This is a genomic window from Rhodococcus pyridinivorans, from assembly GCF_900105195.1.
Lineage (GTDB): Bacteria > Actinomycetota > Actinomycetes > Mycobacteriales > Mycobacteriaceae > Rhodococcus > Rhodococcus pyridinivorans.
This window is the reverse complement of sequence record NZ_FNRX01000002.1, coordinates 2,952,064-2,973,318: the sequence shown is the minus strand read 5'-3', so window position 1 is coordinate 2,973,318 and position 21,255 is coordinate 2,952,064. Positions and strand designations below refer to the sequence as shown.

Below are 21,255 nucleotides of genomic sequence, written 5' to 3'. Positions count from 1 at the left end.
GTGAACGCGACAACCCCCGGACCGAGATGTCTCCGCTCCGGTTCGGGTCCGAACAGCGCTGCGGCCGTCTCCGATCGATCGGAAACGGCCGCAGGTCAGCGACATTCGAGACGTTCGTCGCTAGGACGGAACGGAGACCTCCTGATATCCCGTAAGGATCTCGTCGGTGTGTTCCCCGTGCAGCGGTGGCGCCGACCGCAGCGGCGGTCGTGCCCCACCGAAATTGACCGGGAAAGCGATCTGTTCGAGAGGCCCGGACGCATGGTCGACGGTGCCGACCATGCCGATCGCGGCGGTGTGCGGATCGCTGTAGATCTCGTCGAGATGCCGGATGGGGGAGACCGGCACGCCGTGGTCTTCCAGGACGCGGCACCAGTGCTGCACCGTCCCGGTCGCGAACGCCGCGGTGAGGACCTCGTCGAGTTCGCTGCGATGCTCGATACGATCACGATTGCGGACGAACCGCACATCGGTCGCAAGTTCCGGTCTTTCCAGTGCCGCGCACAGCTTCTCCCACAGTCCGTCGTTCCCGACCGCGACGACGAAGTGGCCGTCGCTCGCCGGATACGCTTGATAGGGAGCGAGATTGGGGTGCGCGGAGCCCAGGGCATGCGGGCGCTCCCGGGTGGCGAAATAGTTTGTGGCCCAGTTGACGTGCATCGCCAGCTGGCATTCGAACAACGACGTGGTGACGTACTGGCCGCGACCGGTGCGAGTGCGTTCGACCAGCGCGGCGAGCACCCCGATCACCCCGAACAGTGCCGCACCGAGATCACCCATCGCGTACCCGGCCTTCATCGGCGCTCCGTTCGGTTCCCCGGTCAGCGACATCAGACCACCGGCGGCCTGGGCGACCATGTCGTAGCCGGGCTGGTCGGCCAACGGCCCCTCGTCACCGAAGGCCGAGATGTGCAGCACGATCAGGTGCGGATACTGCTCGGACAGGGCGCGGTAGTCGAAGATCTTCTGCAGACCGCTGCCGGGCTTGAAATTCTCGACCACGACGTCGGCGTCGGCGAGCATTCGCTGCACGATCCGCTGCCCTTCCTCGGACTTGAGGTCGATGGTCACCGACTTCTTGCCGCGGTTGACCGCGAGGTAATAGGTGGCGTCGTCGCCGACGAAGGGCGGCCCCCACACCCGGGTGGGGTCGCCACCCTCGGGGTGCTCGACCTTGGTGACATCGGCGCCGAGGTCGGCGAACGACATGGTCGCGTACGGTCCGGCGAGGATCTTCGACAGGTCGAGGACCTTGACGCCGGCGAGCGGGGCGGGGCCGGTAGCGGGCTTCGCAGTCATCTTAGTGCTCCTGTCAGTGCAGTCGGTGCCGCATCGGCGGCGGTGCTCGGTGCCGCAGCGGCGGCGACGGACGGGTCGACGTCGGTGCCGTCGGCGATCGCGGCGAGGTGGACGAGAGCGACGGCATTCGGCTCATCGGCCAGGCCGTCCAGGTAGGCGTGGGCGACGAGCAACGACCGGTGGCCGAAACCGTGTTCGATGCGGTGCGACGCCAAGTCCACGAGCAGGGTGGCCATCACCGTCTGTGCGAGATCGTCGGTGTAGGCGGCGCAGCGGGTCTGCGCGTGCGCGTCGTCGCCGGCGAGCAGGTCTTCGCCGCGCGCCTCGAGCACGTCCCACCGTTCCCGCAGTGCCGCGACGACCGGGGCGCATTCCGGATGCGCCGCGTCGAGCAGTGTGCGCTGCGCGTCGGCGAGGACCCGGTGCGCGCCGTTCTTGCGCATGGACCGGAGTACGTCGAGCGCGATGACGTTGCTCGAACCCTCCCAGATCGATCCGAGATGCGAGTCGCGGACGAGGCGGGCGAAAACGCGGTCCTCGATATAGCCGCTGCCCCCCCGGATCTCCATCGCCTCACCGGTGACGGTGCGGGCACGTTTGCAGATGTAGTGCTTGGCGACGGGCGTGAGGATCCGGACGACACCGCGGGCCTGCTCGTCGCCCTTGTCGGCACGGTCGAGGGTCGCACCGCTGTAGGCGACGAGCGCGAGCGCGGCCTCGGCGTCGAGCAGCAGCGGCAGCAGGGTGGCGCGCATGAGCGGCTGATCGAACAGGGACTTCCCGAAGACCTCCCGCTCCCTCGTGTGAGCGACGGCGTCGCGCACGGCGCGCCGGATCAGGGCACTCGAGCGCATCGCGTTCGACAGGCGGGAGGTGTTGAGCATCTCCGTCATCTGCCGGAATCCACGGTCGAGGTCGCCGACCTGCAGCGCGTACGCGCTGTGCAGGGTGATCTCACCACTGGGCATCGATCGCGTGCCGAGCTTGTCCTTGAGCCGGTCGATCGTGTACGAGTTCCGGCTGCCGTCGGGAAGTTGCTTGGGCAGCATGAACATTCCCACCCCGCGGGTCGAGTTCTCGTCGCCGCCGGGGAACCGGGCCAGGGTGATCACGACGTCGGCGTCCGGGTTGGAGGCGAACCACTTTCGACCGGTCAATCTCCATGCGGTGCCGTCGAATTCGGCGCAGGTCTCGGTCTTCGCGATGTCCGTTCCGGCCTGGGTCTCGGTCATGAACATCGCCCCGGTCAGGGCGGTGGCCGGATCGGTGGAAGTCAGGCCGTCGATCCACGGACCGAACACCTCGGGGTCGCCGAACATCCGCAGGGTGCGCGCGGCGGCATCGGTCATCGACACCGGGCAGGCGAGGCCGAACTCGGCCTGCACGAACAGATACGACGCCAGGTACTTGACGAGATGCGGGGGTGTGTCCGTCCAACCGTGGATCGGGCGGTGCGACAGTGCCGAGAGGCCGTACTCGCTGTAGGCGGCGCGGCACAGTTCGAGATAGGCGGGGTGGTACTCGATGCGGTCGATCCGTTCGCCGTCGGGGTCGTACTGGTGCAGCACCGGCGGATGGGCGTTCGCGATGGCCGCGAGCGCGTCGAGACGGTCGGCGGCGTCGGCACCCAGACGATCGAGGAGACGCTCGGTCAGCGGCCGGTCGGCGTCGGAGATCCAGCGGTCGAGTACCGCATGCAGGGCCGGGTCGGTATGGGCGTAGTTCATCGTCGTCCGTTCGTGTCAGGAGGCGTCGGCCGTCGTCCGGGCGGGTGCGGAGCGTGGTTCGTCGGGCTCGGTGGTGGTCGGTGAGCGTTTGAGCAGGGCGGTCATGCAGACCAGGGAGAGCAGCACGTACCCGATCCCGAGGCCGACGACCGGCCATATCGAGTCGGTGCGCTCGAGAAGGAACTGGCTCGCCATCGGTGCGGTGCCGGCGAAGATCGCCGTCGAGATCTGGTACGACAACGAGATGCCGGTGTAGCGCACGTGCGTGGGGAAGACCTGCGCCAGGATGCCGGCCAGCGCCGAGTAGTACATCGCATGCGGCGCGGTGGCGAGCACCATGCCGATGATCGCCCAGGTGAGCGAGCCGGTGCGGATCAGTACGAACATCAGCGGCAGGACGACGAGCTCGGGTCCGAGCATCCACAGCACGGCCCGTCGCGCGTCGATCCTGGTGGCGAGAACCGCGCCGAAGGGTTGGACGAGCACCTGCGCGACCAGCGCGAGGGTGATCACGAGCAGGAAGTCCGATCGGGTGAACCCGAGATCGGTGGTGGCCCAGGCGAGGGCGAAGGTCGTCTTGACGTAGGTGATCGCGACACCCGCCACCACGGCACCGACACCGAGGAGCAGCGACGCCGGGTGGGAGCGCAGAACCTCGACGAGCGGCAGTTTCGTGCGTTCCTGGGCGACGGCGGCCACGCGCATCTCGGGTGTCTCCTGGATCCGCACGCGTATGTAGAGGGCGACGATCACCAGCGCGGCGGACGCCAGGAACGGGATACGCCAGCCCCACCCTTCGAAGGTGGCGTCGGACATCGCGGTCAATCCGAGAAAGGCAAGGGTGGCAAGGAGATTGCCCACCGGTGAACCCTGTTGTGCAAATGCCCCGTAGAGGACCTTCTTGCCGGGTGGAGCGAATTCGGTGGCGATGAGGACGGCGCCACCCCATTCGCCGCCCATCGCGATGCCCTGCAGCACCCGAAGGAGGACGAGGAGGACCGGAGCCCAGATCCCGATCTGGTCGTAGGTGGGCAGCAGGCCCACGCCGACGGTGCCGGCGCCCATGAGCGCGAGGGTGATGATGACCGCGTTCTTGCGGCCGAAGCGGTCACCGAAGTGGTCGAAGATGATCCCGCCGAGAGGGCGGGCGATGAAACCGACCGCGAAGGTCGCGAAGGCGGCGAGCGTGCCGACGGCGGGGGAGGCGTCGGGGAAGAACAGCGCCCCGAGCACGAGGGCGGACGCGGTGCCGTAGATGTAGAAGTCGAACCATTCGATGGTGGTGCCGACGAAGGCGGTGACACCGGCGCGTCGTGCTGCCCGGGTGTCGTGCATCGGGCGTGGCGGCGGGGGCGCGGTGTGCTCTGACGAAGTATTCACGCTGCACTTCCGAAGGCGTCGAGCGGACTCGGTCCGCGGATGAATGAGTCGTGGATCACTATCACCGGCGCAACCGTGTAAAGTCCAAGACCTAATCGAGCACGATTGTGTAGATCAACCGACAAAATTGAGGCCGGTATGGAACTTCGGCAACTGCAGGCCTTCCTGGCGGTGGCCGAGGAGTTGCACTTCGGACGCGCAGCGGAGCGACTGCACATCGCCCAGTCGCCGCTCAGTCAGACGATCCGCGCGCTCGAACGCGAACTCGGCGCCGAGCTGTTCGCCCGCACCACCCGCTCGGTGCAACTCACCGCGGCCGGTGAATCGCTGCTCGGACCCGCACGCGTGATCGCCGCGCAGATCGAGATCGCCCGGACCGTCGTGCGGTCGACGGCCTCGGGTGTCACCGGGGTGGTGAGCGTCGGGTTCGGCGGCGCGAGCGGATACACGGTGATCTCGCAGCTGACCCGGCTGCTCGAGGAGCGTTGTCCCGGCATCGAGCTGGATCTGCGTCCGCAGACCTACACGGGGGAAGTGCTCGATCTCGTCTCGCAAGGACTGCTCGACATGGGGATCGTCGGCCTCCCGGTGCCCCGGGACGTCGCCACCGAGACGGTGCGGCAGGAATCGCTCATGGTCGCGCTGCCGGCCGACCATCGGCTGGCGGCGCGGGAGGAACTCGATGCCGCCGATCTGACCGGCGAGCGGTTCGTCGTGTATCCCGCCGCCCACGGGTCGAGCGTGCGGGAGATGACCTTCGCGGTGTGTCACTCCGCCGGATTCACCCCGGTGATCGCCCGGGAGGCGCCGGATCCCTACAGCCTGCTGGCCCTCGTCGGAGCCGGGGTGGGGGTAGCGGTCGTCGTCGCGTCGACCACCGACATCACCGTGACGGGCGTGCGATACGTCCCGCTGCGGAACAGTCCGGTGCTGCCGATCGCGCTCGCGTGGCGCCGCGACAACCCGGCACCGGCGGTCCGGCGGGTGGTGGATGTGCTGCGCGCCCATGTGAACTGACCGCTGCCGCGCCCTGGTATCTGCCCTGCGGGTAGTGCGGGCGTGCCAAGGTGGAAGGCACCCTCGAAGGGCCCGACGCTCGAGCGGAGGAGGTGACCCGACGGTGCCTGTGCCCGCATGGGTCATGCGGGACGGAAAGTCAACGGTTGACGGACGTCGAGTGCTGCAGGTTACATCTTATCGGTAAGCCATTGAGGCCGGAGCGTCGTGTTCGGCGCGGCGACTGCGCCATTGCCGGACACCAACGACCGACAACAGCACACCCAGGACGATCTCGATCGTGGCTCTCGACGTCGACGAGCCGTCCTGCAAACTCGTCGAGAAGGTGCCTCGCTCGCGGCAATCGACAGGACTGATGCGCTGACAACTACCGACTCACAAGGACCGCTCGGGCACGGTCGAGCACAGTGTTCAGCGCACGTTCCGCGGCGACACGGTCGGCCGGATAGACGGCCTCCCAGATACCGGACGTCAGCTCCTCGATGCGATGTTCGATCCTTGCCACGGTTTCTCGTCCGGATTCGCTGAGCCGGTCGTAGCGGATCAGGCCCCGAGCGATCAGGGAATCGACGACCTCCGCAGTGTCCGGTGCGTAGGTGGTGTCGTGGAGCAGAGCGTTGAGAGTCTTCTCGGTGGGGCCGATGAGTTGTGGTCCGAGAGCGATCACGGTTCCTCCAGGAGTGTCGGTGTGCGGACAGCACCTCGAGTCGACTCGAGGTCGATACGCGATGCCATATGGCCGGTCGGTTCTGTAGACCTCGACGGCCGGACCGATGAGATCGAGGAGTTGCTCCGGTCTGTCCTTTCAACGCCACCACTCGTGGCCACTGTCGTGGACTTCGTTCACGCAAATTCGGACAAGACGGAACCCGATCGAGAAGGAGACGAGACCATGGGACATCGACCGCGGCTCGACGGCACCCGCTACGAGGACTCGACCTTGCACACCGGAAGCTCGAGCGAGTCATGACCACCATCAGCGCCAACGGGGTCGACCTCGGCGTCGAGTTCTTCGGCGACGATGACGCACCACTCGTCCTGCTCGTCGGCGGCACGACGATGCTCTCGTGGCCCGACGAACTGTGCACACGGCTCGCGGCGGGTGGGCGTCGTGTCGTGCGGTACGACCTGCGGGATTGCGGGGAGTCGACGACGAAGGACCCGGACGTGCCCGGCTACACCCTGCGCGACCTCGCCGACGATGCGGCAGCCCTCGTCGACGCGCTCGATGGCAGGCCGGCGCATCTAGCGGGCATCGGTGTCGGCGGCATGGTCGCCCAGGTCGCTGCGCTCGACCACCCCGCCACGTTCCGGGCCCTGACTCTGGCCGGGACGCGTCCGGTCGCCCCGGGCCCGTGCGATCGCGACCTTCCCGATCACGACGCAGCGACGATGAAGCGCATGTTCGCACTTCCGTTGCCCGAGTGGGCCGATCGCACGGCCGTGGCAGAGTTCGCCGCTGCCCGCGCAGCAGTCCTCGGCGACGATCCGGTCGCCGCGCGCGTGGTCGCCGAGCGCATCTGGGACCGCACCCCGAACGACGAACCGTCGGTCCAGGCCGCGAATCAGCTCGGAACGGTCTTCGCCGGACTCGATTGCACGCCCCGCTGGCGGGAACGCTTGCCCCAGGTCGACGTCCCGACCCTCGTCGTGCACGGTCGCCGGGATCCGTTCTTCCCCGTCGGCAACGGAGAAGCCATCGCACGCGAGATCCCGGGAGCGCGGTTGCTCGTCCTGGACGATGCCGGCACCGCGGTCCCTGTTGAGGTGGTCGACGAGATCGCCGAGGCGATGCTCACGCTGGACCGGTAATTGCTCACGCGGACCAGGATCGCCAGCGCAGCCTGTCGATGGTGATCACCGGTCCCGGTGGTCGTTTCGCCTGGTACTGCGAGTATTTGCGGACGAGCGCGTCGATGCCCGCAGTTCCCTCGGGAGTATCGGCGTCGTGGACCGTGGCGATGCCGTCGATGCGGACCCACCACAGCTGCGACCAGTCGTCGCTGTAGTGGTCGACGAGCACGCACACCCGCGGGTTCTCGGCGATGTCGGCGAGTCGACGGAGGCGTCGGGTGGATTTGGGTTTGTCGTCGACGCACGTGTGGATCACGTCGCCGTCGAGGGCGAACGCGATCGGAACGAGGTGCGGCTCGCCCGATCCGTCGGCGGTGGCGAGGCGGGCCACTCGGGCATCGGCGACACTGCGACGGAGGTCCATGCGCCTCACGGTAACCGGAAGGTCAGTGTCGGCCGGGGAGATCGACCTCCGGCACCGTCTTGTCGGTGCGTAGTCCTCGCCAGCTCGGATGCCGCAGACTTCCGCCCGCGTACTCCCGGTACTCGACCTCTCCGACGAGGATGGGCTCCACCCAGTGGGCGCCGTGGGTCTCCCGTGCCGGCGGCGCAACCGCCAGTGGGGTCGTCGGTCGTTCCAAGGGACGCAGCTGCGATCGCAACTCACGTCGGGTCGCGGCGGTGAATCCCGTCCCGACCCGGCCGATGAACACCAACCGTTCCTCGTCGTCGTGCGCGCCGAGCAGCAGTGAACCGATGCCGCCGGCAGCCTTGCCGGATCCGGGGAGCCACCCGACGACGACCACCTCGGTGTTCCGACGCAGCGGCGTCTTGATCCAGCCGTCGCTGCGGGTCCCGGGTAGATACGGTGCGTCCGGGTCCTTGGCGACGATCCCTTCGAGGCCGTGTTCGCGCGCGACCGTGAGCATGGTCGGTGCGTCGACATCGGTCCAGTAGGGCGACAGCTGAACCCGAGGTCCGGGGACGATCAGATCGTCGAGGACGGCCCGGCGCTGCCGATAGGACAACTCCGTCGTGGACTCCCCGTCGAGAGCGAGGACGTCGAACAGGTAGATCAGCACCGGTAGCTCGGCGCGTAGCTCCTCGGTGGGACGGTGGACGTGCATGCGGCGCTGCAACCGGGCGAAGGACGGCCGACCCTCGGAATCGAGGGTGACGATCTCGCCGTCGACGATGCAGTCCCGGCCGCCCGTCGCGGTGGTGAGCAGGTGGGGGAGTTCGGGGAAGCTCCGGGTGATGTCGTTCCCGGTGCGGCTGGTCAGCCGGCACTGTCCGTCGGTCACCGTGGCGAGGGTGCGCTGGCCGTCCCATTTCATCTCGAACGCCCAGTTCCCTGTCGGCGGCGGACCGAGGGTCGCCAGCATCGGGGACAGTTCCGTCGTCGTGGAGGGCATATCCCGAGTCTGCGGTACGGGGCAGGGACGGGACCGGTGAATGCGCGGTCTCGTCGCGTCGGTGCGTCCCTCGCGCCGCGACCCGGGCCGTGCGAGGCTGACGTCATGACGCGTGCTGCGACACAGAACATGACTCTCATCGCCGGAGGCATGTTCTGGATGGGGTCGGAGGATTTCTATCCGGAGGAGCGACCGGTCCACCAGGTGACGGTCGACGGGTTCTGGATGGACACGCACCCGGTGACCGTCGCCGAGTTCCGGCGCTTCGTGAAGGACACCGGATACGTCACCACCGCGGAGGTCGCGCCGGACCCCGCCGATTATCCGGGCGCCGATCCGTCCCTGCTCGTGCCCGGCTCGCTCGTGTTCACGCCGCCTCCGGGGCCGGTACCGCTCGATGACTACACGAGGTGGTGGTCGTTCGTCCCGGGCGCGAACTGGCGTCATCCCGAAGGGACGGGGAGCACCGTCGGCGGGCGGGAACGCCATCCCGTCACCCACGTGTCGTGGTTCGATGCCCGCGCCTACGCCGAGTGGGCCGGCAAGGAACTGCCGACCGAGGCCGAATGGGAGTTCGCCGCCCGCGGCGGACTCGACCGCACGGCCTTCACATGGGGCGACGAGCACGAACCGAAGGGCCGGCCCGGCGGGAACGTCTGGCAGGGCGAATTTCCGTGGCAGAACCTCGAAACGGACGGATTTGCCGGAACCTCACCTGTCGGACACTTCCGGCCGAACGGATACGGGCTCCACGACATGGCGGGCAACGTGTGGGAGTGGACCGCCGACTACTTCACCGCGAACCATGCTTCGAGCGGCAAGAACGTCGCGCCGGGGTCGTCGTGCTGCATCCCGACGAATCCCCGCGTCGACAAGGCCGAACACGATCCGCGCGAGGCGTATCCGCGCCGTGTCATCAAGGGCGGATCGCATCTGTGCGCCCCGAACTACTGCCTGCGGTACCGACCCGCGGCCCGTCAGGGTGACACCGAGGAGACCGCGACGTGCCATATCGGATTCCGCTGCATCATTCGCCCGTAACAGGGCAGGTTTCACCCTGATCAGGGGTGTGTGCGGCCCGATACCGGTGGTGTACTGGGAACGGATGGGGTGAGAAGAGGGCATCCACCATGAGCCAGGATCTGCGTCCGGATCCGATCCCGGGCGGAGAAACTCTGCCGTTCCCACCGGTGCCGTCGGGAAGCATCGCAGGACGGACCATGCAGGAATCGGTCTACAGCCCACGCACACAGCACCGTCGCCTTCCCGACGACGCCCCGAACATCCTCGTCGTCCTCATCGACGACGCGGGCCCCGGTCTGCCGAGCGCATTCGGCGGTGAGGTGAACACGCCCACGCTCGACCGCTTGCTCGACGAAGGCATCAGCTACAACCGTTTCCACACCACGGCGATGTGCTCGCCCACCCGCGCATCGTTGTTGACCGGGCGCAACCATCACCGCGTCGGGAACGGGCAGATCGCCGAACTCGCCAACGACTGGGACGGCTATTCCGGGCACATCCCGAAGTCGAGCGCCACCGGAGCAGAGGTGCTGCGCCACTACGGTTACACCGCAGCGGCTTTCGGCAAGTGGCACAACACCCCTGCGGAGGAGACCACCGCAGCGGGTCCCTTCGACAACTGGCCCACCGGAGTCGGTTTCGACTACTTCTACGGTTTCCTCGCCGGCGAGGCGTCGCAGTACGAGCCGAACCTCGTCCGCAACACCACCGTCGTCCTGCCCCCGAAGACTCCCGAGGAGGGCTACCACCTCAGTGAGGACCTCGCCGACGACGCGATCGGCTGGTTGCGCCGCCACAAGGCGCTCGATCCGTCCCGGCCGTTCTTCATGTACTGGGCCAGCGGTTGTCTGCACGGGCCGCACCACATCATGAAGCCGTGGGCCGACCGGTATGCAGGCAAGTTCGACGACGGATGGGACGCATACCGCGAGCGGGTGTGCGAGCGGGCCAAGGAGAAGGGCTGGATCCCACCGGAGGCCGAACTCACCGAGCGGCATCCCACCATGTCAGCGTGGGACGACATCCCTGACGACGAGAAGCCCTTCCAGCGACGCCTCATGGAGGTCGCGGCCGGATACGCCGAACACTGCGACGTCCAGGTGGGGCGGTTGTTCGACGAACTCGACCGGCTGGGCTACCGCGACAACACCCTGGTCTTCTACATCTGGGGCGACAACGGGTCGTCCGGTGAGGGCCAGAACGGCACCATCAGCGAACTGCTCGCGCAGAACGGGATCCCCACGACGACGGCCCAGCACATCGCGGCGCTCGACGAACTCGGCGGACTCGATGTTCTCGGCTCGCCGAAGACGGACAACATGTACCACGCGGGATGGGCCTGGGCCGGAAGCACGCCCTACAAGGGCATGAAGCTCCTCGCGTCCCATCTCGGGGGAACCCGCAATCCCATGGTGGTGCGCTGGCCTGCGCGCATCACGCCGGAGCGCACCCCACGCACCCAGTTCCTGCACTGCAACGACCTGGTACCGACTTTCTACGAGCTACTGGGCATCACACCGCCGCGGACCGTCAACGGGATTCCGCAGGATCCGATCGACGGCGCCGGTTTCGCCCGGACCTTCGTGGACCGTGACGCGCCGGCGGGCAAACTCACCCAGTACTTCGAGGTCATGGGCAGCCGAGCGATCTACCACGACGGATGGATGGCGTCGGCCTTCGGGCCCCGCGCACCGTGGCTGCCCGGCCTGCCCGGCGGAATCCGCGATTGGAGCCCGGACGACGACACCTGGGAGCTGTACAACCTCGACGAGGACTGGACGCAGAACCGCGACCTCGCCGAGCAGTACCCCGAGAAGTTGGCCCAGATGCGGGAGATGTTCGCGATCGAAGCGGCCAAGAACAACGCCCTTCCCATCGGCGGGGGCCTCTGGGTCGCGGCAATCCATCCGGAACAACGCATCACCACGCCGTACACGAGTTGGGATTTCACCGGCGACGTCACCCGTATGCCCGAATTCTGTGCTCCTGCACTGGGAAACAAGAACAACCGGGTCTGCATCGAGGTGACCTTCCCGGAGCGGGCGCACGGCGTCCTATATGCGCTGGGTGCCAACGGTGGTGGCCTGACGTGCTTCGCGGACGACGGCTACCTCTGCTACGAGTACAACCTGTTCATCCTGATGCGGACGAAGATGCGTTCGGCGAGCCGCGTCGCACCGGGACACCACCTCGTCGAGGTGGTCACCAAGTACGCCGAAGCGCGCCCCGGTGGTCCGCTGAACGTCCGAATGTCCGTCGACGGGCAGTCGGTGGGGGAGACCGTCGTGCCGGTCAGTGCGCCGTTGCTGTTCACGGCGAATGACTGCCTGGACATCGGCACCTGCCTGGGTTCACCGGTTTCGCTCGACTATTTCGACCGGGCACCGTTCCCGTTCGACGGGAGCATCGACAGGATGACCGTCGAGTACACCTGAACGCAGCTCTTCGAGCGCCTTACCGGCTCCGGGCGGTGGATCCGTCCGGAGCCGCGAGGTCTGTCAGTTGAACTCGTCCGGATGAGGTCCGGTGCGCAGATCGCGATCGGCACCGGCGATGGTCGACATGTCCTCGTCGGTCAGCTCGAAGTCGAAGACCTCGAAGTTCTCCCGGATCCGGGACGGCGTGACCGATTTGGGGATGACGACGTTGCCGAGCTGCAGATGCCAGCGCAGCACCACCTGGGCCGGCGACTTGCCGGTGCGTTCGGCGATCGACGTGATCGCCTCGTCGTTCAGCACGGCGCCCTGGGCGAGCGGGCTCCATGCCTCGGTGGCGATTCCGTGTTCGGCGTGGAAGGCGCGCAGTTCGCTCTGCTGCAGACCGGGGTGCAATTCGATCTGGTTGATCGTCGGGACGAGCGAGCTGCCGTCCAGCAGGCGCTGCAGGTGGGCGGGCTGAAAGTTCGACACGCCCGCGGCGCGGAGGCGTCCTTCCTCGACGAGGCGTTCGAGGGCACACCAGGTGTCGGCATAGCGGTCGCGGGCCGGGGTCGGCCAGTGGATCAGGTAGAGGTCGAGACGATCGAGGCCGAGCGCGGCGAGGCTGGTGTCGAAGGCACGGAGGGTGGCGTCGTAGCCCTGATCGGAGTTCCACACCTTCGTCGTGATGAACAGTTCGTCGCGGGACAGTCCGGAGTCCGCCAGCGCGCGGCCGACGCCGGCCTCGTTGCCGTAGATCGCGGCGGTGTCGATGTGGCGGTAGCCGGTCTCGAGTGCGGCGCTGACGGCCGCGGTGGTCTCGTCCTCGGGGATCTGGAAGACGCCGAAGCCGAGCTGGGGGATCTCGACGCCGTTGTTCAGGGTGACGGTGGTGATCGTGGACGATGTCACGAGAGGGTGCTCCTTCGGGGGTGTTCGCGTAGTTCGGGATCAGAGTCGGACGGGGTCGACGGCAGTACGGGAGGTGCTGTGGAGGTCGGGTTCTGCGGATGGGCGAGTTGCGTTGGCGTGATCGTCCTTTCGCTGTAGGCGGTGGGACAGGACCGCCGGGATCAGTGCGGACGCGGCCAAAACGGCCCCGACGGCGTTGGGTGCCGTGTACCCGAATCCGGCAGATATCACCATGCCGCCGAGCCAGGCGGCCAGAGCGTTGCCGAGATTGAAGGCACCGATGTTGGCGGCGGACGCCAGGGTCGGCGCGCCGTGCGCATGGTCGAGGACGTGCTTCTGCAGGGGCGGGACGGTCGCGAAACCGAGAGCGCCGATCAGGAAGACCGCCGCGACGGACACGGTTTTGTCGGAGGCCAGGAAGGTGAACAGACCGAGCACCACGGCCAGACCGGCCAGGGCGGTGTAGAGCATCGGCATGAGATTGCGGTCGGCGAAATGTCCCCCGACGAGGTTGCCGACCACCATGCCGGTTCCGAACACGGCCATCAGCCAGGGGACGGAGGACTCGGCGAAACCGCCGACATCGGTCAGGATCGGTGCGATGTAGGTGATCGCGGCGAACACGCCCCCGAAGCCGAGGACCGTCATGGTCATGGCCAGCACGACCTGGACGTTCTTGAACGCCGCGATCTCGTGACGCAGCCGGACGCCCTCGGGTCGGGGGACGTCGGGGACGAGTTTCGCGACGCCCACGAGACCGACGACGCCGAGCGCGGCGACGACCAGGAACGTCGCCCGCCAGCCCGCGGTGTGGCCGACGAAGGTACCCAGTGGGACGCCGACGACATTGGCCACCGTCAGTCCGGTGAACATCAGGGAGATGGCAGCGGCCTTCTTCTGCGGTGCCACCAGCTCCGCGGCGACCACCGAGCCGATGCCGAAGAACGCTCCATGAGCGAGGGAGGCGACCACGCGGCCGATCAGCATGACGGCGAAGGTGGGCGCGAGGGCAGAGACGGCATTGCCCAGGACGAACAGGCCCATGAGCAGCATCAACATGTTCTTACGGGAGATCCTGGTGCCGAGCGCCGTCATGATCGGGGCGCCGATCATGACGCCGAGGGCGTAGCCGGTGACGAGATATCCGGCGGTGGGGATCGACACTCCGAGATCCGATCCGACCTGGGGGAGCAACCCCATGATCACGAACTCGGTGGTGCCGATTCCGAAGGCACCGATGGCCAGGGCCAGCAGGGCGAGTGGCATGAGAACGATCCTTCGATCGAGAAGAGACGCAGACGCGCTTTACTGGCGTAGACAATAATTGCAGACGCCGACTAACTGCAAGCGCGGGTATAGTGAGCGATGTGGCGACGTCGGCATGCCGTCGGCGTCACCTGTTCGTACGAGCCGACCCAGGAGCCGACCATGACCGCCACGGACCCGTCGATGACCGCGTTGGCCAACAGTTGGTCGGCGCTGTCGCTCCTGCACGGGCGAATCGAGAACCGGATCGAGAGCGCTCTGCAGTCCGGCCACGAATTGAGCGTGCGCGAATATTCGCTGCTGGACGTGCTCAACCGTCAGCACGACGGGGAGGGCGGGCACCTGCAGATGCGCCAGGTCGCCGACGCTGTGGTCCTCAGTCAGAGCGCGACGACGCGGCTGGTCACCCGGCTCGAGGACCGCGGGTTGCTCGCGCGCTATCTGTGTCCCACCGATCGCCGCGGCATCTACACCGACGTCACTGACGCCGGCCGGCGCCTGCTCGAAGAGGCCCGGCCCACCCACAACGCCGCCCTGCGGGAGGCGCTCGACGAGGCCGCAACCGAACCCGTCCTGGCGCCGCTGGTCGACGCCATCCGGCAGTTGCAGGACAGTGATCGGGCGGATACCGCCGGGGGTCCGACTCGACGCTGACGGGGGCGATCTCGCGGCGACGTCCTCCGCGCGCAGACCTGTCGGAACAACAGGTGAGATCACGCGGCCGGGTCGGGTATCGTCTCCCCTGGTGTGCCGGGAAGACTGGTCGGCGGGAACAGGTTTCTTCGACGACCCCGGAGGATGACATGAACGCAGCGGTACACCTCTTCTCGGCGCACGCATCTGGGGGCACGCCATGAACTGGGCAGTCTTCGTCGCCTTCCTCGTCGTGTGGGTGCTGTCCGGGCTCGTGACCGGTCTGTGGATGGCACGGCGAGGCCACGACCCTCGCTGGACGATCATCGCCGTCATCCTCGGGCCGTTGTTCGTCCCTAGCGCCTTCGAGCGCATCGAGCGTGTTCCCCGGTCCGTCGAAGTGACGACGGTGGCCCGGCAGCACGCCGGGGAGGTCGACGAGGGCGAACTTCGCGTGATGGTCGGCTACGACGGATCCACCGAGGCCAAGCATGCGCTGGATGCGGCGCGACGACTGTTCGGCCCCGCCGGTGGAGTGCTCGAACTCGTCGTCGTGATCTCCTACGACGACGCCGGCGATCCCGACTCCGAACTTCTCGCCACGGTGCGACGACGCCTCGAGCAGGCCGTCGAATCGATGGGTGATACTTCGGTGGGATATGCCGTCCTCGCCGGCCCGGCCGGTCGATGCCTCGGTTGGTTCGCCGAGGAACACCACGCCGACGTTCTCGTCGTGGGGCGCCGCGGACGAGGCATGTCCTCCCGGATGCTCGGTAGCGTCGCCGAATACCTCATCGGGCACTCTCATGTGCCTGTGCTCGTCGTCGATCCCACCGTCGTCTCGCCGGATGCGGGTACGAACGAACCCACGGTCGCCGTTCGGGTCGCTCCCGAGGAGAACGTGACGGGCACCGCGTCGAACTGACCCGATGCGGTATGGTCGATCTCGGTGCGCCGGGAAGTCTGGTCGGCAGAAGGAATTACGTCGTCGAACCGGAGGACCCGTGTCTGTACCCGTCTGTCCCGTCGCCACCCGTCGCGCCCGAGCTCTGCAGCCGGCGCAGTGAGCGGCACTCTCGCGAGGCATGCCCACCGCAGCGCCGGAGGTCGCATCGGCCTCCCTGCTGCGTGTCGGCGTCCGACACCGAAATCGCAGGGATGCCCTAGTTTTCGGTATCCGATTCCACTCCGAGGATCGGAACATACTGCCGCCCATGCGGATCGGGTGCATCCGACCCAGCCGGTCCACGTTCGCGTACCGCGTGCCGTCGAGAATTCCGAGGACCTGTGATGCCGAACATCTTCTCCGGAGTCCCTTTCCTCTCTCGCGGAACATGGCAGGACACACGCCGTGTGACGGAGATCCTCCGCAAGGAGACCGTCGGCGGTGTCCTGCTGCTCATCGGCGCCGTCATCGCATTGATCTGGGCGAACACCGGATGGTCGGACTCCTACCACGCCCTGCGAGAGACCCGTATCGGTCCGGCGTCATGGCACCTGGACCTGTCCCTGGGCACCTGGGCGGCCGACGGACTGCTCGCCGTGTTCTTCTTCGTCGTCGGCGTCGAGCTCAAACGGGAATTCGTCGAAGGCAGTCTGCGGGACCTGCGGCGTGCCGCCATGCCGGTGACCGCCGCCCTGGGCGGCATGATCGTCCCGGCCCTGATCTTCGCCGTCATCAATCTTCGTGGTGGCGCCGACGCGTTGAACGGATGGGCGGTCCCGACGGCCACCGACATCGCGTTCGCCGTAGCGATTCTCGCCGTCATCGGTAGTCATCTCCCGTCGGCGCTGCGAACGTTCCTGCTCACCCTCGCCGTGGTCGACGACCTGCTCGCCGTGACCGTGATCGCGGTCTTCTACACCGACGAGGTGAACCTGCTCTACCTGGGCGGGGCGCTGATCCCGTTGGCGCTGTTCGGCATCGCGCTCCGACGCGGCTTCGGTGCCTGGTGGCTCCTGGCGTCGTTGGCGGCAGTGACCTGGTGGCTGGTCCACGAATCCGGTGTGCACGCGACCATCGCCGGTGTACTGCTCGGCTTCGCGGTTCCCGTCGCCCGGCAGGTGGGGGACCGCACGATTCCGGTCGCCGAGCACGTCGAACACCGGATCCGGCCGCTGTCCGCCGGAATTGCCGTGCCGGTCTTCGCCTTCTTCGCCGCCGGCGTCACCGTCGGCGGATTCACCGGCCTGGCGAACGCCCTCACCGATCCCATCTCCGCCGGGGTGATCGCCGGTCTGGTCGTCGGCAAGGTCGTCGGAATCTTCGGGGTCAGCTACCTGGTGGCGCGCTTCACCCGAGCACATCTCGACGACGAGCTGAGTTGGGTGGACGTGCTGGGTGTGTCCCTGCTCGGCGGTATCGGCTTCACGGTGTCCCTGCTCATCGGCGACCTCGCTTACGGTGCAGGCACCGTCGCAGCCGATCACGTGAAGGTGGCCGTGCTGTGCGGATCGTTGCTCAGCGCCGCTCTGGCCTCGACTGTTCTCGTCGCCCGTAACCGTGCCTACCGCAGGATCACGGCGGCCGAGCGGGTCGACGAGGACGGCGACGGGATTCCCGACGTTTATCAGCGATGAGCGAGAGCTCGGATCGCGGTCGGGACGGTGGGCCGTGGTGGGTCCAGCCGACCGTGCGGTCACCGCAGGCTCTGCTGAAGTGTGTCTTCTGGCCGGTCGCCGTGATGCTCGTCGTCCATCGCACGGTGATCCGCGCCGTGGACGGTGCGCGCACGGACGACTTCACTGGCGTCTACCGCGCAGCCGTCGCCTTCTGGAACCGTGAACCGGTCTACACAGCGACGTACGAACACGTCGACCCGCACTACCTCTACCCGCCGTCGGGTTCGCTGCTGATCGCACCGTTCGCGGTCCTCGAACACGAACTCTCGCGATGGGCGTTCATCGGGGTCAACGCGGCGGCCGTCCTCGTCGCCGTGTATCTCGTCGTGCGGATGTTCGGGTACACGGCGCGATCGACGGTGTTCCCGATCGCGGTGACGGTCGCCTTCGCGTCCGAATCGGTGATCAACACCCTGGTGTTCACCAACATCAACGGGGTGATCCTGCTCGGCCAGGTGGCGTTCCTGACGCTGTTGCTGGCGCGGCGGGACCTCTGGGCGGGCGCGGCGATCGGGGTGACCTTCGCGATCAAACCGATTCTCGCGCCGTTGCTGTTGCTTCCCGTGCTGCGCCGCCAGAGCAAGGTTCTCCTGACCGCCGCATTGGTGCCGGTCGGGCTCACCGCATTGGCGTGGCCGTGGGCTGCGGATCCGTGGCAGTTCGTCGAACGCACCGTTCCGTATCTGTTGCAGTCCCGCGACTACTTCAACAGTTCGATCACCGGCAATGGCACCTACTACGGTCTGCCCGAACCACTGATCCTCGCGCTGCGCATCGGTTTCGCGTTCCTCGCCGCGGCCACGATGTATCTGCTCCACCGCTACCACCGGCACGACGAGGTGTTCTTCGTAGTCACCGGTGCCGGCGTGCTGATGACCGCGTCGTTCCTGCTCGGTTCGCTCGGGCAGATGTACTACTCGATGCTCCTGTTCCCGTTGCTCATGAGCGTGGTCCTCCCACAGTCCGTGATGCGGAACTGGCCGGCCTGGCTGGCGGTGTACGGCTTCCTCAGTGCCGACGAATGGTACTCGGGCAGATGGGTGGAGGCGGGACGGTATGCCGAGTACATGCGCCCTACCTGGGGGTGGTCGCTGCTGCTCATCGTGGTATTCGCGGTGCTGGTCGATCGCCGACGATCCACACGCGTCCCCGAACCGGTCACAGACCATTCGGTGGACATCGCCCGAGTCGGACGTCAGAACGCGTCGGCGCCGAAACTCTGAGTGTAGTAACCGCGGATGTGCTCGACGATGCGCTTGCGGGCGAGCGTGGCATCGCCGGCGCGGACCGCGTCGACGAGACCACGGTGCTCGTGACGCAGCCGCACGCAGGTCATGGGCCAGTCGGTACTTGGTGCGCCCGCGAGGACGTAGCTCTCGATGGAGTCGCGCAGACCGGCCATCATCGCCGCGACGACGAGGTTGCCCGCCGCGTCGGCCATCGCGACGTGGAACTGGGCATCGAGAACCAGGAACTCGGGTGCGGCCAACTCCGGATCGTCCATCGCGTCCAAGAGTTCCTCGGCCTGGATGAGCTCCGGTGCCGGGGTCCGGTCGGCCAGAGTCTGCATCACTTCCGTCTCGAGCACCAGGCGCGTGCGGACGATGTCGGAGACCGGGAAGTTCTGCGCGGCGACCTGCAGGCGCATGAGCATCGACATCCCGCCGGTGGGTCGCGAGACGATCATCGCGCCGGCGTTCGGCCCGGATCCGGTGTGGGTGCTGAGCAGACCGAGGGCTTCCATCACCCGCAGCGCCTCACGAACAGAGGACCGGCCGACGCCGAGTTGTGCGGCGAGCGTGCGCTCCGGGGGCAGACGCTGGCCCGGGCCGAGTTCTCCCGTGACCAGCATCTGCTCCAAGTGGTTGAGCACCTGCTCCCACGCACGACCCTCGGACGACGACATGACTTCAGAGCCTAGTCGATTCCGGATCAGGGAAGCATCCAGGACAACACCGGGGTGGACTGCAGGTAGACCAGCACACAGAGGATGACGAGCATCGCGACGCTGTAGCCGATCACCTTGCGCAGCAACACCGATTCGCTGCCCGGCCGATCGACTGCGGTGGCAGCGATGGTGAGATTCTGCGGGCTGATCAGCTTGCCGACCACACCACCGGAGGTGTTCGCCGCGACCAGCAGAGTCGGGTCGATGCCGGCGGTCTGCCCGGCGGCCTGCTGCAGGCGGGCGAACAGGGCGTTGGCGGAGGTGTCCGAGCCTGTGACGGCGGTGCCGAGCCAACCGAGGATCGGGGAGAACAGGGCGAAGATCGCGCCGGTTCCGGCGAGCCACGTGCCGATCGCGACGGTTTGGCCGGACTGATTCATCACGTAGCTCAGACCCAGGACGGTGGCCACCGTGGCGATGGCGAGCTTCATCCTCACGACGGTGGTGCCGAAGGTGGCCGCGGCCCGGCGGACGGTCAGCGGGAACATGCCACCGCTGTCCCACCGTGCGTAGACGAGGGTGACGATCGCGCCGCTGAGCAGCAGCAGTGTTCCCGGCGACGACAGCCACGAGAACGTGTAGACCGCGCTGCTCGATGCGTCGCCGTTGCCCGTGATCAGATTGCCGTACAGGCCGGGCCACTCGATCTTGACATCGGTGGCGGCGAGACGTTCCGGCAGATCGACACCGACGGTCCACAGCTTCGCGATACCGAACACCGTGATGACCAGTAGATACGGGAACAGGGCCATGACGACGCGCGAAGCGGTCAGCGATTCGTCGGCGACGGGACGCTGCGGAGCGTGAGCGCCTCCGGGTCCCTCCTTGCCGGCCTGGACCGCGACGGCATCGGTGCGGGTGCGGGTGCGTGATAGTTGGTCCTCGGGGGTCCGCGGCTTCCAGACCTGGAGCATGAGCACGGCTGCGGTGAGGCCGGCGAGCGAGGCGACGACATCGGTGAGTTCGTACGAGAAGTGGCTCGAGCACCAGAACTGGGCGAGTGCGAAGGTCGTGCCGGTGACCAGTGCGATCGGCCAGGCCTGCCGGACACCGCGACGACCGTCGACGAGGAAGAGCAGCAACAGCGGCACGAAGAGCGCCAGGACGGGTGTCTGACGGCCGACGACGGCAGCGATCTCGGTGGCGGGGATGTCGGTCAGGGCGCCGGCGGTGGTGATCGGGATGGCCATGGCGCCGAAGGCGACCGGTGCGGTGTTGGCGATCAGGACCGTGACCGCGGCCCGCAGGGCGGGCATACCGAGGGTGACGAGCATGGCGCCGGTGATCGCGACGGGTGCGCCGAATCCGGCGAGTGCTTCGAGCATGCCGCCGAAACAGAAAGCGATGAGCATCGCCTGGATCCGCATGTCGCCGTGACCGATCGAGTTGAAGATGCGCCGCAGATCCTCGAACCGGCCACTGACGACGGTGAGTTCGTAGAACCAGATCGCGGTGATCACGATCCACATCACCGGGAAGAGCCCGAAGGTGATGCCCTGCAGGGCGGACAGGCCGGCCAGCGGCGCGGGCATGTCGAAACCGATGATCGCGACGACGAGCGCGACGACGAGGGCACCGAGTCCGGAATACCAGGCCTTGAGCTTGAAGCCGGCGAGCAGGACGAAGAAGGTCAGCAGCGGCGCAAGGCCCACGAGAGCCGATGCGGTGAGGCTGCCTGCGATGGCGTCAGTGGCGGGAGTGAATGTCACCGCCGATATACGGGTTGCCACACGAAACTCCTGTGGTTGCGCCGCTGTCGGCGGCGGATGTGATTTCGACCGATGTGGTCAGACCACGTGAAG

18 protein-coding genes are annotated in these 21,255 nt (G+C 67.2%); 8 read left to right on the top strand and 10 right to left on the bottom strand.

Features of this window, described 5'->3' with window-relative positions; all coding sequences use genetic code 11:
* Window positions 1-120: 120 nt before the first annotated feature.
* From BLV31_RS14120 to BLV31_RS14110, 3 genes are read right to left on the bottom strand one after another with little or no spacing between them, the layout of a single operon-like run.
* Window positions 121-1,299: a CaiB/BaiF CoA transferase family protein gene (locus BLV31_RS14120; protein WP_039587283.1), complete on the bottom strand. Its 1,179-nt coding sequence runs from the start codon at window positions 1,297-1,299 to the stop codon at window positions 121-123.
* Entirely contained in the window at window positions 1,296-3,026 is a 1,731-nt protein-coding gene (locus tag BLV31_RS14115; protein ID WP_064060986.1) for an acyl-CoA dehydrogenase family protein, read from the bottom strand. The genes BLV31_RS14120 and BLV31_RS14115 overlap by 4 nt, the downstream gene beginning before the upstream one ends.
* Before the next feature lie 15 nt (window positions 3,027-3,041).
* Window positions 3,042-4,361 (bottom strand): MFS transporter, encoded by a 1,320-nt coding sequence (locus tag BLV31_RS14110; RefSeq protein WP_072740515.1) that lies wholly within the window; start codon window positions 4,359-4,361, stop codon window positions 3,042-3,044.
* Between the two features lie 183 nt (window positions 4,362-4,544).
* Between BLV31_RS14110 and BLV31_RS14105 the strand changes: the two genes are divergently transcribed.
* Window positions 4,545-5,423, top strand: a complete 879-nt coding sequence (locus BLV31_RS14105) for a LysR family transcriptional regulator (RefSeq protein ID WP_064060987.1) — start codon at window positions 4,545-4,547, stop codon at window positions 5,421-5,423.
* Window positions 5,424-5,790: 367 nt separating this feature from the next.
* On the opposite strand, the gene BLV31_RS14100 is transcribed toward BLV31_RS14105, so the two are convergent.
* A complete protein-coding gene (locus tag BLV31_RS14100; RefSeq protein WP_006552048.1) occupies window positions 5,791-6,090 on the bottom strand; it encodes a hypothetical protein in 300 nt (99 codons plus the stop codon).
* A gap of 299 nt (window positions 6,091-6,389) precedes the next feature.
* On the opposite strand from BLV31_RS14100, the gene BLV31_RS14095 reads away from it, so the two are divergent.
* Window positions 6,390-7,235 (top strand): alpha/beta fold hydrolase, encoded by an 846-nt coding sequence (locus BLV31_RS14095; protein WP_064060988.1) that lies wholly within the window; start codon window positions 6,390-6,392, stop codon window positions 7,233-7,235.
* A 4-nt stretch (window positions 7,236-7,239) separates the two neighbouring features.
* On the opposite strand, the gene BLV31_RS14090 is transcribed toward BLV31_RS14095, so the two are convergent.
* Entirely contained in the window at window positions 7,240-7,641 is a 402-nt protein-coding gene (locus BLV31_RS14090; RefSeq protein WP_064060989.1) for a TIGR03668 family PPOX class F420-dependent oxidoreductase, read from the bottom strand.
* 22 nt (window positions 7,642-7,663) lie between these two features.
* Window positions 7,664-8,632, bottom strand: coding sequence for a non-homologous end-joining DNA ligase (gene ligD, locus BLV31_RS14085; protein ID WP_064060990.1), 969 nt, complete (start codon window positions 8,630-8,632; stop codon window positions 7,664-7,666).
* A 105-nt stretch (window positions 8,633-8,737) separates the two neighbouring features.
* Here ligD and BLV31_RS14080 point away from each other — a divergent pair, with 105 nt between their 5' ends.
* On the top strand, window positions 8,738-9,673 hold the full coding sequence (locus tag BLV31_RS14080) for a formylglycine-generating enzyme family protein (protein ID WP_064060991.1): 936 nt from the start codon (window positions 8,738-8,740) through the stop codon (window positions 9,671-9,673).
* An 89-nt stretch (window positions 9,674-9,762) separates the two neighbouring features.
* A complete protein-coding gene (locus BLV31_RS14075; protein WP_064060992.1) occupies window positions 9,763-12,090 on the top strand; it encodes an arylsulfatase in 2,328 nt (775 codons plus the stop codon).
* A gap of 63 nt (window positions 12,091-12,153) precedes the next feature.
* On the opposite strand, the gene BLV31_RS14070 is transcribed toward BLV31_RS14075, so the two are convergent.
* Window positions 12,154-12,984 (bottom strand): aldo/keto reductase, encoded by an 831-nt coding sequence (locus BLV31_RS14070; protein WP_064060993.1) that lies wholly within the window; start codon window positions 12,982-12,984, stop codon window positions 12,154-12,156.
* A gap of 39 nt (window positions 12,985-13,023) precedes the next feature.
* On the bottom strand, window positions 13,024-14,250 hold the full coding sequence (locus BLV31_RS14065) for an MFS transporter (protein ID WP_064060994.1): 1,227 nt from the start codon (window positions 14,248-14,250) through the stop codon (window positions 13,024-13,026).
* A gap of 162 nt (window positions 14,251-14,412) precedes the next feature.
* Between BLV31_RS14065 and BLV31_RS14060 the strand changes: the two genes are divergently transcribed.
* From BLV31_RS14060 to BLV31_RS14045, 4 genes are all read left to right on the top strand, one after another.
* Window positions 14,413-14,904, top strand: a complete 492-nt coding sequence (locus BLV31_RS14060; RefSeq protein WP_006552056.1) for a MarR family winged helix-turn-helix transcriptional regulator — start codon at window positions 14,413-14,415, stop codon at window positions 14,902-14,904.
* Window positions 14,905-15,103: 199 nt separating this feature from the next.
* Window positions 15,104-15,808: a universal stress protein gene (locus BLV31_RS14055; protein ID WP_064060995.1), complete on the top strand. Its 705-nt coding sequence runs from the start codon at window positions 15,104-15,106 to the stop codon at window positions 15,806-15,808.
* A gap of 428 nt (window positions 15,809-16,236) precedes the next feature.
* A complete protein-coding gene (nhaA, locus tag BLV31_RS14050) occupies window positions 16,237-17,463 on the top strand; it encodes a Na+/H+ antiporter NhaA (protein ID WP_064061040.1) in 1,227 nt (408 codons plus the stop codon).
* Window positions 17,460-18,728: a glycosyltransferase family 87 protein gene (locus BLV31_RS14045; protein WP_064060996.1), complete on the top strand. Its 1,269-nt coding sequence runs from the start codon at window positions 17,460-17,462 to the stop codon at window positions 18,726-18,728. Before nhaA ends, BLV31_RS14045 begins: the two co-directional genes overlap by 4 nt.
* Here the strand turns inward: BLV31_RS14045 and BLV31_RS14040 are convergent.
* Together BLV31_RS14040 and BLV31_RS14035 are read right to left on the bottom strand one after the other, a co-directional pair.
* Window positions 18,701-19,411 (bottom strand): FadR/GntR family transcriptional regulator, encoded by a 711-nt coding sequence (locus BLV31_RS14040; protein WP_006552060.1) that lies wholly within the window; start codon window positions 19,409-19,411, stop codon window positions 18,701-18,703. The genes BLV31_RS14045 and BLV31_RS14040 overlap by 28 nt on opposite strands.
* A 26-nt stretch (window positions 19,412-19,437) precedes the next feature.
* Window positions 19,438-21,183 (bottom strand): L-lactate permease, encoded by a 1,746-nt coding sequence (locus BLV31_RS14035; protein WP_024100946.1) that lies wholly within the window; start codon window positions 21,181-21,183, stop codon window positions 19,438-19,440.
* Between the last annotated feature and the right edge of the window lie 72 nt (window positions 21,184-21,255).

What these genes read in the sequence shown, in the direction of transcription:
- BLV31_RS14120 (WP_039587283.1), bottom strand. Translation starts at nt 1,299, where the DNA reads ATGACTGCGAAGCCCGCTACCGGCCCCGCCCCGCTCGCCGGCGTCAAG.
- BLV31_RS14115 (WP_064060986.1), bottom strand. Translation starts at nt 3,026, where the DNA reads ATGAACTACGCCCATACCGACCCGGCCCTGCATGCGGTACTCGACCGC.
- BLV31_RS14110 (WP_072740515.1), bottom strand. Translation starts at nt 4,361, where the DNA reads ATGCACGACACCCGGGCAGCACGACGCGCCGGTGTCACCGCCTTCGTC.
- BLV31_RS14105 (WP_064060987.1), top strand. Translation starts at nt 4,545, where the DNA reads ATGGAACTTCGGCAACTGCAGGCCTTCCTGGCGGTGGCCGAGGAGTTG.
- BLV31_RS14095 (WP_064060988.1), top strand. Translation starts at nt 6,390, where the DNA reads ATGACCACCATCAGCGCCAACGGGGTCGACCTCGGCGTCGAGTTCTTC.
- BLV31_RS14090 (WP_064060989.1), bottom strand. Translation starts at nt 7,641, where the DNA reads ATGGACCTCCGTCGCAGTGTCGCCGATGCCCGAGTGGCCCGCCTCGCC.
- ligD (WP_064060990.1), bottom strand. Translation starts at nt 8,632, where the DNA reads ATGCCCTCCACGACGACGGAACTGTCCCCGATGCTGGCGACCCTCGGT.
- BLV31_RS14080 (WP_064060991.1), top strand. Translation starts at nt 8,738, where the DNA reads ATGACGCGTGCTGCGACACAGAACATGACTCTCATCGCCGGAGGCATG.
- BLV31_RS14075 (WP_064060992.1), top strand. Translation starts at nt 9,763, where the DNA reads ATGAGCCAGGATCTGCGTCCGGATCCGATCCCGGGCGGAGAAACTCTG.
- BLV31_RS14065 (WP_064060994.1), bottom strand. Translation starts at nt 14,250, where the DNA reads ATGCCACTCGCCCTGCTGGCCCTGGCCATCGGTGCCTTCGGAATCGGC.
- BLV31_RS14060 (WP_006552056.1), top strand. Translation starts at nt 14,413, where the DNA reads ATGACCGCCACGGACCCGTCGATGACCGCGTTGGCCAACAGTTGGTCG.
- BLV31_RS14055 (WP_064060995.1), top strand. Translation starts at nt 15,104, where the DNA reads ATGAACTGGGCAGTCTTCGTCGCCTTCCTCGTCGTGTGGGTGCTGTCC.
- BLV31_RS14045 (WP_064060996.1), top strand. Translation starts at nt 17,460, where the DNA reads ATGAGCGAGAGCTCGGATCGCGGTCGGGACGGTGGGCCGTGGTGGGTC.
- BLV31_RS14040 (WP_006552060.1), bottom strand. Translation starts at nt 19,411, where the DNA reads ATGTCGTCGTCCGAGGGTCGTGCGTGGGAGCAGGTGCTCAACCACTTG.